Here is a 17,542-nt window from a genome sequence, read left to right on the forward strand (position 1 = left end):
AGGTGGTCATGCCCAAACGGTGAGCCGCAGCCAAGGCCCGGCAGCGTTTTGGTGGCTGCCGGGCTTTGCGTCGATCAGTCGTGCAAGTACTCGCGTCCCTTTTGAATGGTCAGCTGATAAAGATGGCTGAGCATCAGAGAGTCGTAATCGAGCCTGAGTTGATCGTACATCGGTTGGAGTGCTTCGATGGTCATGCCTGGGTATCTGTCAGGCAGGTTGAGCACACTGAGCTCATAGGCCTCTTTCTGTTGGCTGAAGTACGCTTCATCCGTGCTTTTCAGATACTCGACCCAGCGGTCTTGCGCGGCGGCGTAATTGAGCCAGCCGTCACCATCTTCAAGTTGGCGTACATACTCGACAACGGCTTCCCGCTCACGCTGGCTCACGTCAGCCGATGCTTCATAGAGCATGCCTTGTGGAGGCAGCGGCAGGTCAAGCTCGGCACTCAGGCGCAAGCGGTACGCCAGCCGTACCTCTGCTTCGTCACGCCCGGCAAGGTGTGCGCTGGCGTATTCATCAAGCGCCTGCAGACGATACTGGCTCCGCATCCAGCGGAACAGGTTTTCGCCATAGTGCTCACGCGGTCCGCCAAGGATGCTTTCCAGGAGTATCTGCTGCTCAATCTGGCCGAACACCAGCAGCGCGCCGTCTGCGCAAGTCTGGTTGCCGTCGGCTTGGGGTAATGCATCTTGTGCTATCCCATTGCACAGGGCACGCAGATCATCATCACGGTCCGCAGCCTCAAGCACCGCCCACACGCGCGGAACCAACTCGGGGCGCAGAGCAGGGTTGCGATAGGGGGCAGTGTGGGTCAGCCGCTGCACCAGGCGCAGCAGGTTGTCGTTGGCGTCTTGCTGTTGCAGTCTGGCCCAGACAGCTCTCCGAGTGCTCGCCTGGCCATCTTGTGTCGATAACCAGTGAGCAACGTTGGGTACTTCTTGTTCCAAGGGTATCGGTGAATGAACATGCCCAATGGATGCCGAGGAGCTGCTATCGGAGTCGGAGTGGATGTCGGGGGACATCGCCTCGATATCAGGCGGCAAGTCGATATTGAATGAATAGCGTCGGTGATACCCCTCGGAGGTATGTGCCCTGATCATGGTCTCTCGGCTCAACGGGTTGCCCATCAGCGAAATTTCAGTATGAATACCGTCGTCGCGCGGATTTTCGAGAATATGCGCAGGCAACGTACTGATCTGGTTGTGGTCCAGGTCCAGAACGCTGAGTGGCTGCATCGGTTCGACCCATTCGGGCCAGGCGACCAAACCTGTGTTATCCAGGTGCAGCATGCTCAAGCGTCGCGGCAAAGTCGAATGGTCAGTGATCTGGCCGATGGTATTGCCGCTGAGTTCAAGTGTGTCCAGTTGGCGCATTTGGCCAAATAGCGTCATGGCCTGCTGATCCACCAGCAGGCCTTGGTCTACCAGGACCACTGTTCGCAGTTGGTCCAACCGCAGCAAGGCATTCGGGACTGCCTGTAATGGGTAGACATGACCATGCATTCTCAGCGCCTCCAGGTTAGGAAAGCGCATCAGGAAATTGTCCAGCTGGGGCTGCCAGAAAGTTATCCGGTCAAGCTGCAGGCTGCGCAGGCGATCGCAGAAGAATGCTGGCAATTGTTCAGGAAAATGCTCCAGGCTGACATTTCTGAGCTCCAGTGCTGAAAAGTTGTCCCCTTCGGCTTGGCGACGCCAGGCATTCATGATGCATTCGCCTATATGTTGCCGGTCCGCCGCTTGTGTGGAGGACGAAGCTTGGCCGTAAGTCCATTGCTCGATGGCAGCATTCAGTTCAGAACGCTCGGTTTGCAGATGCCCTATACGGGTTTGCAACCATTGCGGCACATCCAGTTCAAACCGTAAAGGGAATTCCGGGTGGTTCCAGTCAAGCAAAATTCTGCGAATGGTTCGATCCGTCAGAACATTGCCATGCAGGTTGATCCGTGTCTGCGCGGCATCGGAGCTGGGCTGGTTGAACAGGTCATCCGGGATACTGGTAATGTTGTTCTCTCTCAATGAGAGTACCCCCACGCCTTCCAGGTTGGCGGGCGCGATCCAGGTGGGCCATTGACGTAGTGCTATGCGATCAAGGCCGAGGTAGCGCAGGCGCAATTGCAGTAAGTGCGCAAGGTTTGCGGGGGCTGGTACGAGGTTGCCGGACAGGTCCAGGACTTCTAGGTGTGGCATGGTCCGTAGCCCTTGTATCTCCCACGCACCGATCACCAGGCTCTGGTTGATCAGGCGCAACTCCTGCAAGTTGGGAAAACGGCTGAGAAGTGTGGAGAGTAGGGGGCGGCTCACATTACTGGGGTTGTAGATCGGGGTGGTCAGCTCCAGCGACCTCAGGTCATTGAATTGCTCGAGGAAAGTAACCATCGTTTCATGAGCGCGGACAAGGTCATGGGCCGTCGGGGTCGTTGTCTGGATGCGAAGTTGCCTGATCCGTTGGATGAGGAAAGCAGGCAGCCGGGTAGGTAGCAGTGTCGGCGTTATCTCTTGCAGCCACAGGGTAGTCGGGGTTTGTATTACGTCGTGCAAGGCTGTATCGAACCATGCTTGCCAGATTGCTTCTACCAGCCTCGTTCGAGCAGGCGCTTCGGCTTGTGGGTCCAATGAATGGGCCGAGCCTGCCCCCCATGTATCCAAGGCTTGTGCCAGCTGGCTGCGCTCGTCCAGCAATTGCCGTAGCCTGTCCAGAATGCTCTGGCGGTCGTAGTTTGCTTCCAGTGCCCTGAGTATGTTCTCAGGCTCCAGGTCCAGGTTTGAACCCAGCTGCAGCATCAATATCAAGTCGAGCAGCGTTTCCCGTGCAATGAAGCCGCTTAGCGCGCCCCTGCCGCTCAAGGCATAGCCGATGCGACCCCCAGCCAGGCGCATGGGTGGCACGCGGGAAGGATGTGACGGTTGCATGCCCAGTAGCTTGCGCAGGGCATGACGTGGCAGCAGGTTGTGTTCTATTGCCGCTTTCAGGTCCTGGCCTTGCCATGTGCCGGGGAAACCCAGTGCGGTACGCATGTCATCAGGCAATGCGTGCAGCACCGATGCATAGAGGTCGTCAGCACCATGCAGGTGAAGACCCTGGTCATCCTGGGCCTGGTACAGCGAGCCCTCTCGCACGAGGATCTTCCGTGTCTGCGCATTGGGTTGCCCAATGCTGTCGATCAACGAGCCGCCGTACCAGCGGTCGCGTATTTCCAGGCGTAGCTGATCTGACCAGCCGGTAATCCGATCGAGGCTGTGGAAGATCAGTCTGTCGCTATCCGGGTTGTAGGCCGGGGTTTGCAAATACAGCTTTTCATAGGCGCGAGCCAGGCGCACCTCCTGTTGATAGACCCTGATTTCCGCGGCGAGGCGTAGAGGTACATGGCCCTGGGCGAGCTGATTCAGTTCCTCGGTAGTGGCGTGGAAACCAAGCTCTTCGGCAATGACCGCCGGTAGCCCAGGATAGTGCTGCTGTATGGCTAGCGCCGCTGGGTCGTCCGTGCTCGACAGTGCCAGGTAGCAGTTTTCGAACGCCTCGGTCCGGGCAGACGCTTCGCTTGCCGGGTAGGCCTGGCGGGCTTGCTCATCCGCTGCGAAGCGTCGCCTGGCGTCTTCCAGCAGCGCCGGCGGCCGGTCGTTTTCGCTCAAGGCGCGGCGCAGTACGGCCTCGTGGATGTCACTGATGCGCAACAGCCGCTGTACGGTTTGCTCATCCAGCCGCCAGAAGTCGGGGCCCAGACGTCTTGCCAGTCTGGCTCCCTGCCACTGCAGCGGGCGGTCCAGTTCATGTTGCCAGGTGCCAACCCCGTTATGGCGCAGCTTGGGTTCGTAGGTCCCGACCAGCGTGGTGTGCCGGGCTCGATAGTCGCCTTCATTCCGGTTGCGGGTGACCGCAAAGAACCTGTCCTCGATGGCGACCCATGCCTTGCCCTGATAGTGATAGATGCCGTATTGGTCTGGTTGCAGGCCAGGAGGCAGGACGATGTCGTGGGCATACGGTGTCATGTCTGGTTTCCATAAACGCTCCTGTCCATCGGGCAATGTCACCGGCTCCAGTTCGGTAATGAAGGAAGGGGTTTCCACGGGGATGATCTCTCGGGCCGGCACACCACTTTGGTCCGCCGTCCCCAACGCGCCAATCAAGACTACGTTTTCGATCACATCCGTCAGGTAGCTCCAGGCCTGTTCCTGTTCACCACGGGACCAGGCCTGAATACCATCGAAGGTTTCGGATGCCAGTTGCATGACATTGACCACAGCCATCGCCTGGCCAACGACCGGCACGATGAACGCAGCTGCATTGAGGGCGCCGAAGCCCAATGCCAGATAGTGATGAATGCGCTCATCGAATGCTTGTTGGTCCTTCAGGCGAGTAGGTACTGCATGGAACAATGCATCGTTTTTCAACAAGGCCACTTTCCTGTTCAGCATCTCATCCAGTGGTGACCCAGGGAGCTTGCTGGCACGTAGATGCAATGAAGGGTTGGCGCTGCGCTGACGTCTCGAAAGGTTGGCCTCCGGGCTCCAGACATAGGGATAGATGCTGGCAACGACTTTTTCGCGCAACTCGGTCCGGTGCCTTGCCGGGAAGAAGCGCTGGAAGAAATTCAGGTAATTCATCTGCTCCAGCCGTTTTACCAACGCCTGGGCAAAAGCGGTCGATGATGGATACTCTTTCAGCGGGGTCACCGGGTCGCCAGGGATATGAACGATCACGGGCAGGGCGCGTTCGGCGCTGTCCAGATCGCCGCTCAAAACCAGTACGCCGTTAAGCGGTGTATCCCAGAGCCGAAGTTCATAAGCGGTCAGGCTGGCAGTGCCATCGTCAGGCGCCTGCCCGGCAGCTGCCGCTTTTATCCGCTCGTAAGATACCTCGCCCACATCCCCTTTGAGGTAAGCCATGTGAGCCTCGACAAGCAATGCTGAACGCTCCGCCATCCGCTGCTGCTGCGTATCCGCCAACGTCGAGTCGATCAGGTCTTGATAGCCTTGTCCCAAATCGAGGTCGCGGCAAAGCGCAGCAAAATGTGCAGGCTCTATGTCGTAAAGCGTGTGTTTATCAAGGGACGGGCCTGTAGCGATCTTCGCGCGGATACGCGTATCGAAATCCAGCGCACCCAAGGCAGTTTCGCTTGGGCTGAAGTTCTGCAGCGCTGCAGTCAACAGTGTTCTGTAGTCGGTACGTAGCACCGGCTTGTGAATATCGGTCGGATAGTTCGCCACTTTGATATGCGTGGCATGCGAGAACCATAGGCGGGCGTCATTCAGATAGGCTGTGCGAACATCAAGGTCGATACGAAAGCGCGCCTTGATCGCAGCTGCCAGCAGTGGTGCTGCGTACTCCTCAACTGTTGGCAAGGTAGCCAGGGTGACTGCCAGCGGGCCCGTGCTCTTGCGATAAGCAGCGTAATCGTGCAGCAACTCCCTGGTGATGTGTGGATGAGAGCGGCTGGACTGGTCGAACCAATCCCACAGCGAGGAGCTGAATGTTTTCAGGGCGCTGACCTCGTCCGCTGTGAGGTCGCGCAACCATTCCGGAAGCCTGGCCTGGACAATCTCAGCGTGGCAAGCGTATACCGTGGGCGCCTGGGAAAGCTTTTGCATGAACATCTCCGAATCTTGCTGATCAGGGGCGCCAGAGGCTTCATTCGAGCCGTGGCTTGCGAAAATTCTGGCGCCCGTGGCGGGTTCGGAGGTGTTAGATAGTTGTACGGAATTGACCAGAGAGTAAGCCCCCATATCAGCCGACCTTCTTGCTCGGGGTTGATGCATTGCAACGCATCGTCCTCGACAGGCACTACTGAAATGGGGTGAGGCGCGATACCGGCGGTAAAGGTCCGGCCATGAAAAGGGCGACGCGATGCACGCTACACGCGCCGCCCGTCATCCAGCGTCAGTTGTTGTTGATCTGCGCGAGGGTAAGTTCACGCAGCAGATCGTGCTCTTCCTGGTTCTTGTCTTCCTGCAGTCCTCGCTGCAGGTTCAACTCGTCCTGAAGCGGGTGGTCCATGCTGGCCAGCTCGAGTACGCGCAGGCGGAAGCGTGCCTCTATTTCGGCAAAGCGATCGGCATGTTCGGCGCGCAGGCGCGTGGTCCAGTCGCTATTTGCCAGCATATAGTCGACCAGTTCATCGCTCAGTTCCCGCTGGCGGACCTTTTCCAGCACGCTGGACAGCTCACCGCGCGCCAGGTTCGCGGCACCTCGAAATCGCATGCTGTCGGCGATCGGTAGATCCAGTTCCCTGGCCAGGTCGCGACGGTAGGCCAGTCTCACCGAGACTGTGTCCCCCGAGCCAGTCCTGTGCTCGGCCAGTTCCTCCAGCTGATCGATCCGGAACAGCTGCAACAGGCGCCGGCGCAGCGCTTGCAGCGTATCGCCAGCGTCGACCAGCAGGTGCCGGTTCATAAGGTACAGTTCGATGTTGTTGAATGTCTGCAATGCACCATCATGGCAGGTCTGAGCCCCGGTCACTGGGTGGGGCAAGCCCTCCAAAGCAATCTGCTCCATCGTTGCGCGTTCAATCTCGTTGCTGAGGGCCGCCACCAGCATCAGCCGTACTCGCTCGCAGAACGTGGTTCGCGTGTTCGGGTCGACATATGGAGCAGCATTGTGCAGGCGGCCCACCAGGCGCAGCAGGTCACTGCCTTCCAGCCGTTGCCAGCAGTCCTGCAATGCCTCGTTCTGCGCCTCGTTGCCCAGCATCCAGTCCTCCAGCCTCGGCGTATCGTCGCCCAGCAGAGGGAAGTGAGGGTGATCGAGTGAGCCGCTGCTCGAGGAATCGACCAGTTGCAGGTTGCCAGGGATATCCAGGGCGAAGGAATAACTGTGCTGGCTGTCCGAGAAAGCCCGCACACGCAGGATGGTGTCGAGCGGCAATGGGTTATCGAAAAGAGCGATCGACGAGATCGGCATCGGGCTGTTCAGGTTCGACAGGATGTGCTCAGGCAACTCGCTGATATTGTTCGAGCTCAAGTCCAGCAGCTCGAGGGGCAACAGGCTGTCACACCAGCTTGGCCAGGCTTGCAGGTTCATGTTGGCCAACGCCAGTGACTGGAGGTTGCGCGACAGCTGTGCGGGCACCTGGTTGATGATGCCCGCGCGGTTGCCGGAGAGGTCTATCGAGGTAAGGTGTTCCAGCCGCGCGAAGAGGTTGAGCATGGACTGGTCGACCTCCAGGTCCATGTTGCGGAACTCCAGATAGGTGAGTTGAGGCACCCGCGTCAGGGCCGAGGCCAGCGCAGGTGTGGCTGCCTGGTGGGCATCGATGGTCAACCGGGTGACATTGGGAAAACGGCGCAGCAGTTCGTCGAGCTGCGAAGCACTGCCACGCAGGCGAGTCAAGCTCAGTGCCCGTACGCGCTCGCCGAAGAAGGCCGGCAGCCGGCGGGGGAAATGTTCGATGGCCACATCCTCGAGTTGCAGGCGCAGGTATAGCTGCCCCCGCTCCTGTTGTTGCCAGAATTCACTGATCGCGACCTCGATGCGCTGCCTGTCCGCCAGTGCTTCCTGAGTCAGCGGGTTGCTCGAACTGGAGGCGTGGGCCCAGCCATCGATTGCGTCTCGCACCTGCTGGCGCTCGTTGCGGATACGGCTGAGTTGTTCGCTGAGCGCGGCAGGCTGGTCCGTGACGATTCCGGACATGTCGACGCCCTCGGTGAGCAGCAAGCGCTGCAAGTCGTTTGCATTGATGCTGTTGCCCTGCAGCGAAATGACGGGCGGAGTGGCCAGGGTCGCTGCTTCATTGAGCAGGAACGAGGGCAACGACCTGAGGTTGTTGTCGCGCAGGGACAGGTGGCCGATGCGGCCAAGGGCATCGCTGCCAATGCCGATAGGCCATTGTGACAATTGCATCTGGTTCAGGCCCAGGTAATCCAGGGTCAGCTCGTGAAAGCTGGGGCTGTTGTTTTGCGCCAGCCGATTGCCGCTCAAGTCCAGATACCGCAACTGGCCAAGCCCGGACAACAGGTTCAGGTCGCTCTCGGACAGCGCGATGTTCTGATTGGTCAATGTCAGGCGCTGCAAGCGTGGCAGGTTCTCGGTAATGGTAGGCACACTGAACACGAAGGAGGAGGGCGTTGCCCTGGGGTCATAGGGGCGGCTGATTTCCAGCGACTCGATGTTTCGCATCTGGCTGAGCAGACGTTGCAGCAGGCGCTCGTTCTGCGCCCAGCCAGCCAGGGATCCTGATGGCAGGTCGACCAGGCTCAGGTTACGCACGCGGGTAGTGAAGAAGTCGGGTAGGGTCAGAGGGATATCGACCATAGGAACGCGGGTAATACGCAGCTCGGCAGCATGTTCGGCTGTTTCGTCCAGCGCGAGGTCATACCAGTGCTGCAGGATCGACTCACGCAGGCTGTCGTAATCGCGTGCTGCCTGGTCGGTTGCAGGTGATATGGCTTCGCTCCAGTCATCCAGCCGGCTTTGCAGTTCGTTGCGCTGTTCAAGCAATGCCTGCAGATGCTCGAGGACTTGCAGTGGTGTACGGCTGATGGAAAGGTCCCGCAGAATCTGGTCCGCCGAGCGACCGGTACGTGTAGCCAGCCCTGTAGCCTCGACGGCTTCGATCAGTCGCGCGCGGGTAACGTCCAGTGCGGGTGTGCCGCTGCCACTGAGCGGGTAGCCCAGGCGGCCATCAGCCAGGCGCATGGGCGAGCGGTAACCGGGGCGCACCGGCTGCATGCGCAGAAGCGCCCTCAGTGCCTGGCGCGGTAGCAACGGGCTTTCCTGTATCAGTTGCTCGAGCACCTGCTGGTCGGCGATCTGCATTTCCCTCATGGCTGTTGGCAGAGCCTGGTACAAGGCAGCGTAAAGGCTGGGGTAGAGGCTCACCACTGCCCCCGGCTGGCTGTCATCGTGAACGATATACCCGGCCTCGGCGTGGGTAATGGTTTTGTACGGATGGCCCTCCTGCGGGCCCAGCTCATGGTTCTGAGCCGGCCATGCCAGGCGCTGCAGCAGGCGCACCCGAGTTTCCGCCGGCCAGCCCGGTAGCTGCATCAGGGTATGCACGATCAACCGGTCGCTGTCCCAGTTCGACACGCCGGACAGGTACAGCCCTTCGTAGGCGCGGGCCAGGCGAATCTGTTGCTGGTAGACGCGAATCTCTTCGTTGAGACGCAGGGGCACCTTGTCGTTGCCGAGCATCTGCAGTTCGTTGGTGCTGGCGGCGCGGGCCAGTTCATTGGCCACCACCGCCGGCAGCCGTGGGTAAACCCGCTGGAGGGCCTCGGCACCTGGGGCGAGTGCGATCGGCAAGGCGGTGTAGGCTCTGTGGAATTCGGCAGGTCGCGTGCTGGCGCCGGGTCGCAGACGGAGGGTGCCGTCCAGCCTGAAGCGTTGCAAGGTATCTTCGAGCAGGGCCGGCAGCCGCTGGTTCGTCGCCAGGGCCCGGCGCAGTTGATCTTCGTCGCTGCCGCTGATGGCGACGATGCGTTGTAGCGTCGCCTCGTCGAAATGTGCGCTCAAGTGGCCGATACGGCGCAGCAGCTGCATGCCCGACCAGCTCAGCGGTCGATCCGTTCCGAGCAACCAGGCGCCGGCGCCGTTGTGCCGCAATGGCGGTTGATAACGCCCAGGATCCTGCGGGTGTTGCAGGCGGTATTCGCCTGTTGCTGCCTCCTGTTCGACAATGTAGTGGTCACCCTGCACAACCAGCCAGTGCCTGCCATCATGTTGGCGCAGGCCGAGCGCGTCCGCTTCCAGGCCTTCGGGCAACATCTCGGTGCTCCGATATGGCGCAAGGTCGGGTTTCCACAGCCGAACCTGGCCATCGGGCGTTTCCACATCGTCCAGTTCCTCGATGAAGGACGGCGTTTCCACGGAGATACGCTCTATTTCCGGCTCACCATCATCAACTGCTGGCACCTCCGTTGCGTTGCCGGCTTCGCCGCCCTGCGCTTCCCTCAAGGCCTTGGCCGCCGCGCTGAGAGCCGCCATGATCGCCACATTCTCGATGACATCGACCAGGTAGCCATAGGCAATGTCGCGTTCGTCGTTTTTCCAGGCTTCGATGCCGTCATATACCTCGAAAGCCAGCTGGGCTACACACACAGCCAGCATGGCCTCACCCAACCCAGGCACGAAGAAGCCGGCAATGTTGATAGCGGTGAGCACCCGCCCGGCTATCAGTTCCCGGTGCGCCTGCGCGGTGCGCCGGTCGACGATCTCGGTTGGCACGGCGTGAAACAGCACATCCTTTTCATGGCGCTGGGCTTTCTGAAAGGCCGTGACACCCTGGAATGCGTGGCCGAACGGTGTTGCCACGGGATACAGGGTGGCATGCAGGTCGGCAACAGGCTCACGGATCCCCCTGATACTCCAGCCCAGCGGTGTGAGCCGGTCCTTCAGACGGGCGCTGACCGACGCTTTGTCACGGTCGGCGATGTGTTTGTCCAGGTAATGGATATCGGCCTGCAGCCTTTCGCCGAGCTCGGCCATCAAGGCTTCCTGGCTGGTGAATTCCTTGAGTGGCAGCAGGCTGTCCTCCGGGATGTACAGGGCCACGGCCTGGTGGTCGCCAGCTTGCAGGGTGATGAGCACAACGCCGGTCAGTTCCGCCTCCCACAAGTCGAGCATGTTGAACGTTACTGTCGAACCGGCCGACGGCGCCTGGTCAAGGGGAACGGCAAGGGCCGCGGTGTACAGCTTTTCGCTGATATCGCCCTTGAGCCGGGCGAAATGCAGGGCCTGCCTGAATGCCGAGACTTCGGCTCGGCCCAGGGTTTCATAGACGGCCAGTGCGGCATCGTCGGCCTCTGCTTGTGGCATGCCGGCAGGGTAGTAGATGGCATGCACCCGCTCATGGTACTTGCCGCCGATATCGAGGGTACGGCACAAGTCGGCGAAAGCTTCGGCCGGGATTCCCACGGTATTGGTGATCGGCACCGTGCCCATGAAGCGGCGGTGATCGAGGATGACCGACTTTTCCAGCAAGGCGCCGGGTACATCCATGCCATGCTCTGCAGCTGCGTCCTGGTCGAAGTTGTGCAGCGCGCAGTGCAGCAGCGAACGGGTGGCCCGATCGATCGCCTGACGGCTGCCAATCGCATTACTGGTGTCGATCAGACGGGTATCGACCAGATAGGTATTGCGTACGTCCAGGTCAAGCCCGAAGCGCTGCCTGATCGCATCGGTCAGCGTTTCGCAGGCGTAGGTCTCCAGGTCCGGTAGCTGCTCGAACAGTTTGTGCACCTGCGCCTGATGCTCGCGATGGCGGGCATGTTCTTCCTGCCATGCTCTGGCGATGTCCGGTTGTCGCTGGATCGCTGCCGGCAGCCAGGCGGGTGCCTGCTGCCAGTTGCGCATCGCGCGATGGATTTCGGGGGGGGCAAGCTTGAGCCAGGCGGGGATCTTGCGTTCGATGGTGGCGTAATGAACGCCAGGCTGGGAAATCGCTGGGTTTGGCATATCGGCGGCCTTGCATGATAGGACAAGGGACTATCACCGGCTTGCCTGGCCTGTGTGAGGTAGATATGTCTGTCGTTGCACTGCGGACGTGTCAGAGAGGACGGTGCTGAAAGCGCAATTCAGGTTTATGATGGCCCACGGCCGAATAATCCTCACACGGAGTGCGCAATGCAGACCCTGTACCCGCAGATCAAACCCTACGCCCGGCACGATCTGGCCGTGGAAGCGCCGCATGTGCTGTATGTCGACGAAAGCGGCTCGCCAGAAGGTTTGCCGGTGGTGTTCATCCACGGTGGCCCGGGGGCTGGCTGCGACGCCCAGAGCCGCTGCTACTTCGACCCGACGCTGTATCGCATCATCACCTTCGACCAGCGCGGCTGTGGCCGCTCCACGCCGCATGCGAGCCTGGAGAACAACACCACCTGGCACCTGGTCGAGGACCTGGAGCGTATCCGCGAGCACCTCGGCATAGACAAGTGGGTGCTGTTCGGTGGCTCGTGGGGTTCTACCCTGGCCCTGGCCTACGCCCAGACGCACCCCGAGCGGGTGCACGGCCTGATCCTGCGCGGCATCTTCCTGTGCCGGCCCCAGGAGATCCACTGGTTCTACCAGGAGGGCGCCAGCCGGCTGTTCCCCGACTACTGGCAGGACTACATCGCACCAATCCCGCCGGAAGAACGTGGCGACCTGGTGGCGGCTTTCCACAAACGCCTGACCGGCAACGACCAGATCGCTCAGATGCACGCCGCCAAGGCCTGGTCCACCTGGGAAGGCCGTACTGCCACCCTGCGCCCGAACCCACTGGTGGTCGACCGGTTCTCCGAGCCGCAACGCGCCTTGTCGATTGCCCGCATCGAATGCCATTACTTCATGAACAACGCTTTCCTCGAGCCGGATCAGCTGATCCGCGACCTGCCGAAGATCGCCCACCTGCCGGCAGTGATCGTGCACGGTCGTTACGATGTGATCTGCCCGCTGGACAACGCCTGGGCGCTGCACCAGGCCTGGCCGAACAGTGAACTGAAGGTGATCCGCGACGCCGGTCACGCGGCTTCCGAGCCAGGCATCACCGATGCCCTGGTGCGTGCTGCCGACCAGATGGCCCGACGCTTGCTCGACCTGCCCCTGGAAGAAGCATGAGGGGCCTGCTGCAACGCGTGCGTGGCGCACGGGTCGAGGTGGCCGGGGAAATCGTCGGAGCCATCGACCAGGGGTTGCTGGTGCTGGTGGCGGTCGAGCCCGGGGATACGCGTGAGCATGCCGACAAGCTATTGCACAAATTATTGAACTACCGTGTATTCAGCGATGAGCAGGGCAAGATGAACCTGTCGCTGAAAGATGTTGGCGGCGGGCTGTTGCTGGTTTCCCAGTTTACCCTGGCAGCGGATACCCGCAATGGCATGCGTCCAAGCTTTTCGACGGCGGCGCCACCGGCCCTTGGCGCCGAATTGTTCGACTATCTTTTGCAGCAGGCCAGGGCCCGGCATGGCAACGTGGCGAGTGGGCAATTCGGCGCGGACATGCAGGTGCATCTGGTCAATGATGGCCCCGTAACATTTATGTTACAAATATGAGGTCGAAAAACCCCCTGTTCACAGGAAAACAAGGGGTTTTGTACGATAAATAGTTGTTCCAGCCTGATGCGTTGTAACGCGACCTGCTGGATAATCGCGCGCTGCATGGGCCTGCGTTCGCAGGCTCGTTTCACTTTGACTCGAGCATTGTCTGGATCCGTTTGGGGAATCATTACGCCCTCACGGGGTCCGAACAGTGCTCGCCAACCCGGCATTTGTCGCTGGCCGTTGGTTTCATGATCTGTTTTCGGCGAGGGTTGCTCGTGATTGTTAGTCCACAAAAAGCATCAAGAATCCCCGGCAACGGGCTGCGCAAGGCTCTGATGGCCAGTGTGGCACTGGTCGGCCTGATGAGCGCGGGCCAGCTGTGGGCATTCAATCTTGACGATGTTGCAGCCAAGGCAAAGGATCTGGCCGGTCAGAAGTACGAAGCCCCAAAAAGCAACCTGCCAGCGGTGTTCCGCGACATGAAGTTCGCGGACTACCAGAAGATCCACTTCCTGCAGGAAAAGGCCGAGTGGGCCAAGGACAAGACCCCGTTCAAGCTGTCGTTCTATCACCAGGGCATGCACTTCGACACGCCGGTGAAGATCAACCAGGTCACCGCCACCAAGGTCGAGGAAATCAAGTACGACCCGAGCCGCTTCGAGTTCGGTGACGTACCGCACGATCCGGAAACCACCAAGAACCTGGGTTACGCCGGTTTCCGCGTGCTGTATCCGATCAACAAGGCCGACAAGCAGGACGAGATCATGACCCTGCTTGGCGCCAGCTATTTCCGTGTGGTCGGCAAGGGCCACGTGTATGGCCTGTCGGCCCGTGGCCTGGCCATCGACACCGCGCTGCCGTCGGGCGAGGAGTTCCCGCGCTTCACCGAGTTCTGGGTCGAGAAGCCCAAGCCGACCGACAAGCACCTGGTGATCTACGCGCTGCTGGACTCGCCGCGCTCCACCGGCGCCTACAAGCTGACCCTGCGCCCTGGCAACGACACCGTGGTCGACGTGCAATCCCGTGTATTCCTGCGTGATCACGTCAGCCGCCTGGGCATCGCCCCGTTGACCAGCATGTACCTGTTCGGCCCTAACCAGCCGTCCAAGGTCCTCAACTATCGCCCAGCCCTGCACGACTCCGAAGGCCTGTCTATCCATGCTGGCAATGGCGAGTGGCTGTGGCGCCCGCTGAACAACCCGAAACACCTGGCCGTGAGCAACTTCAGCGTCGAGAACCCGCGCGGGTTCGGCCTGATGCAGCGCCAGCGCGCGTTCAGTGACTACGAAGACCTCGACGACAACTACCAGAAGCGCCCGAGCGCCTGGATCGAGCCGAAGGGTGACTGGGGCAAGGGTACCGTCGACCTGGTCGAAATCCCGACCGCCGACGAAACCAACGACAACATCGTGGCTTTCTGGAGCCCGGAGAAGCTGCCTGAGCAAGGCAAGCCGTTCGAGTACGCCTACCGCCTGCACTGGACCATCGACGAGCCGAAGTTCCAGGCGCCTGAGCTGGGCTGGGTCAAGCAGACCCTGCGCTCCACCGGTGATGTCAAGCAGTCCAACCTGATCCGCCAGCCTGACGGCAGCGTGGCCTTCCTGGTCGACTTCGCCGGGCCGGCGCTGGCGGCCTTGCCGGAAGACACCGCCGTGCGCAGCCAGATCAGCGTGGGTGACAACGCCGAGGTGGTCGAGAACAACCTGCGCTATAACCCAGAGACCAAAGGCTGGCGCCTCACCCTGCGTCTGAAGGTCAAGGAGGCCAACAAATCGACCGAAATGCGTGCCGCGCTGGTGCGTGACGTGCCGGTCGAAACCACCAAGCCTGCCGCGGATGCCAAGCAGGACAAGGCTGCAGCCAAGCATGCCAAGGCCGACAAAGCCAAGGCCGAACAACCTGCCGCCGATGCGGCGCCCACCAACGGGACCCCGGCCACCACCGAGAAGGTGCTGACCGAGACCTGGAGCTATCAGTTGCCTGCCGATGAGTAACTCAAGCGCAAGGCCGGAATCGCTGCGCGAATACCTGGCCCATCTACCACTGAGCGACGAGCAACGGGCGGAACTCGCCAGCTGCACGTCCTTCAGTGAGCTGCACCAACGCCTGGCGGCCAACCCGGCCGCCAGCTCTGCCGAGGCCGTGCAGGCCTCGGTGGGCTCGCGCCTGACCGTAGGCAGTGCCGCCGAGCTGGAAGACGCCGAAATGCTCGGCGTCGACGGCAGCGGCCGCCTGTGCCTGAAGATCGCTCCGCCGATCAAACGCACCAAAGTCGTGCCCGAGCCATGGCGTACCAACGTGCTGATCCGCATGTGGCGGCGCATGACCGGCCGTGCCAATGCACCGCAGCCGCCCAAGCGCGAGCTGCCGCCGGCACGCTGGCGCACGGTCGGTTCGATCCGCCGTTACATCCTCCTGGCGCTGATGATCGGCCAGACCATCATCGCCGGCTGGTACATGAAGGGTATCCTGCCGTACCAGGGCTGGTCGTTCGTGGACTTCGACGAAATCGCCAACCAGCCGCTGTGGGACACCGTAGTGCAGGTATGGCCATATGCCCTGCAAACCTCCATCCTGGTTCTTTTTGGCATCCTCTTCTGCTGGGTGTCGGCGGGGTTCTGGACCGCACTGATGGGCTTCCTCGAGTTGCTCACCGGGCGCGACAAATACAAGATCTCGGGTAGCAGTGCGGGCAATGAGCCGATCGCGCCCGAGGCGCGCACCGCGCTGGTGATGCCGATCTGCAACGAAGACGTACCGCGGGTATTCGCCGGCCTGCGCGCGACATTCGAGTCGGTAGCCGCCAGCGGCAACCTCGACCGTTTCGACTTCTTCGTGCTCAGCGACACCAACGACACCGACATCGCCGTCGCCGAACAACAGGCCTGGCTGGACGTGTGCCGCGAAACCAAAGGCTTCGGCCGCATCTTCTACCGCCGCCGCCGGCGCCGGGTGAAGCGCAAGAGCGGTAACCTCGACGACTTCTGCCGTCGCTGGGGTGGCGAGTACAAGTACATGGTCGTGCTCGACGCCGACAGCGTCATGAGCGGCGAGTGCCTGAGCAGCCTGGTGCGCCTGATGGAGGCCAACCCGGACGCCGGCATCATCCAGACCGGGCCGAAAGCCTCGGGCATGGACACCCTGTACGCGCGCCTGCAGCAGTTCGCCACCCGCGTGTACGGCCCGCTGTTCACCGCCGGCCTGCATTTCTGGCAACTGGGCGAGTCGCACTACTGGGGCCACAATGCGATCATCCGCATGAAGCCCTTCATCGAGCACTGCGCCCTGGCGCCGTTGCCGGGCAAGGGGGCGTTCGCCGGTGCGATCCTGTCCCACGACTTCGTCGAGGCCGCATTGATGCGCCGCGCCGGTTGGGGCGTGTGGATCGCCTACGACCTGCCGGGCAGCTACGAAGAACTGCCGCCGAACCTGCTCGACGAGCTCAAGCGTGACCGCCGCTGGTGCCACGGCAACCTGATGAACTTCCGCCTGTTCCTGGTCAAGGGCATGCACCCGGTGCACCGCGCGGTGTTCCTGACCGGGGTGATGTCGTACCTGTCGGCGCCGTTGTGGTTCCTGTTCCTGGTGCTATCGACCGCGCTGTTGGCGACCAACACATTGATGGAGCCGCAATACTTCATCGAGCCGTACCAGCTCTACCCGCTGTGGCCACAGTGGCACCCGGAGAAGGCCGTGGCGCTGTTCTCCACCACGATCGTGCTGCTGTTCCTGCCCAAGCTGCTCAGCGTGATCCTGATCTGGGCCAAGGGCGCGACCGAGTTCGGTGGGCGGATCAAGGTCACCCTGTCGATGCTGATGGAGATGTTGTTCTCCATGCTGCTGGCACCCGTGCGGATGATCTTCCATACCCGTTTCGTGCTGGCTGCGTTCCTCGGCTGGGCGGCGACCTGGAACTCGCCGCAGCGTGATGACGACTCCACGCCCTGGGGCGAAGCCGTGCGCCGGCATGGCCCGCAGACTCTGCTGGGTATTGCCTGGGCGGCGCTGGTGGCCTGGCTGAACCCGAGCTTCCTGTGGTGGCTGGCGCCTATCGTCGGTTCGCTGGTGCTGTCGATCCCGGTTTCGGTGATTTCCAGCCGCACCCGCCTGGGCCTGGCAGCCAAGGACGAGAAGCTGTTCCTCATCCCCGAGGAATACGCCACCCCGCAGGAGCTGCTGGCGACCGACCAGTACACCCATGAAAACCGCTGGCATGCCCTGCATGATGGCTTCGTGCGCGCTGTGGTCGACCCACGGCAGAACGCCCTGGCCTGCGCCATGGCCACGGCCCGTCACGGCCAGGCTGCACCGATCGAGGCGCTGCGTGCCGAGCGTGTGGCCAAGGCGATGGAGGTCGGGCCGAAGGGGCTGGATCTCAACACCCGCCTGGCCTTGCTCAGCGACCCGGTGGCGCTGAGCCGCCTGCACGAGCAGGTGTGGGCGGAGCACAATGCGGCGTGGATCGATGTGTGGCGTGCGTCGATCAACAACGACCCGCATTCGCCGCTGTTGCCGCTGCATCCGGAGAATGAAGGCCAGCCGGCGCTCGTCGGCGTCTGATCCATCCCAATCGCGGATAAATCCGCTCCTAC

General features: G+C 61.4%; 6 protein-coding genes. 4 read left to right on the top strand and 2 right to left on the bottom strand.

Annotated elements, in window-relative coordinates:
* Nucleotides 1-74: 74 nt before the first annotated feature.
* Both HU760_RS02725 and HU760_RS02730 read right to left on the bottom strand, forming a co-directional pair.
* Entirely contained in the window at nucleotides 75-5,585 is a 5,511-nt protein-coding gene (locus HU760_RS02725) for a dermonecrotic toxin domain-containing protein (RefSeq protein ID WP_186672300.1), read from the bottom strand.
* 289 nt (nucleotides 5,586-5,874) lie between these two features.
* The gene (locus tag HU760_RS02730) at nucleotides 5,875-11,388 is read right to left on the bottom strand and encodes a dermonecrotic toxin domain-containing protein (protein ID WP_225932795.1); all 5,514 of its coding nucleotides are present in this window, start codon (nucleotides 11,386-11,388) and stop codon (nucleotides 5,875-5,877) included.
* A 168-nt stretch (nucleotides 11,389-11,556) separates the two neighbouring features.
* Here HU760_RS02730 and pip point away from each other — a divergent pair, with 168 nt between their 5' ends.
* The 4 genes from pip (at nucleotide 11,557) to mdoH (ending at nucleotide 17,510) form a co-directional block, all read left to right on the top strand.
* Nucleotides 11,557-12,528 (top strand): prolyl aminopeptidase, encoded by a 972-nt coding sequence (gene pip, locus HU760_RS02735; protein ID WP_186672301.1) that lies wholly within the window; start codon nucleotides 11,557-11,559, stop codon nucleotides 12,526-12,528.
* Nucleotides 12,525-12,962, top strand: coding sequence for a D-aminoacyl-tRNA deacylase (dtd, locus tag HU760_RS02740; RefSeq protein WP_186672302.1), 438 nt, complete (start codon nucleotides 12,525-12,527; stop codon nucleotides 12,960-12,962). Before pip ends, dtd begins: the two co-directional genes overlap by 4 nt.
* 263 nt (nucleotides 12,963-13,225) lie before the next feature.
* Nucleotides 13,226-14,944: a glucan biosynthesis protein G gene (locus HU760_RS02745; protein ID WP_217858964.1), complete on the top strand. Its 1,719-nt coding sequence runs from the start codon at nucleotides 13,226-13,228 to the stop codon at nucleotides 14,942-14,944.
* Nucleotides 14,937-17,510, top strand: coding sequence for a glucans biosynthesis glucosyltransferase MdoH (mdoH, locus tag HU760_RS02750; RefSeq protein WP_186672304.1), 2,574 nt, complete (start codon nucleotides 14,937-14,939; stop codon nucleotides 17,508-17,510). The genes HU760_RS02745 and mdoH overlap by 8 nt, the downstream gene beginning before the upstream one ends.
* Nucleotides 17,511-17,542: the final 32 nt, after the last annotated feature.

This window comes from Pseudomonas oryzicola (assembly GCF_014269185.2).
In the GTDB taxonomy this organism is placed as follows: domain Bacteria; phylum Pseudomonadota; class Gammaproteobacteria; order Pseudomonadales; family Pseudomonadaceae; genus Aquipseudomonas; species Aquipseudomonas oryzicola.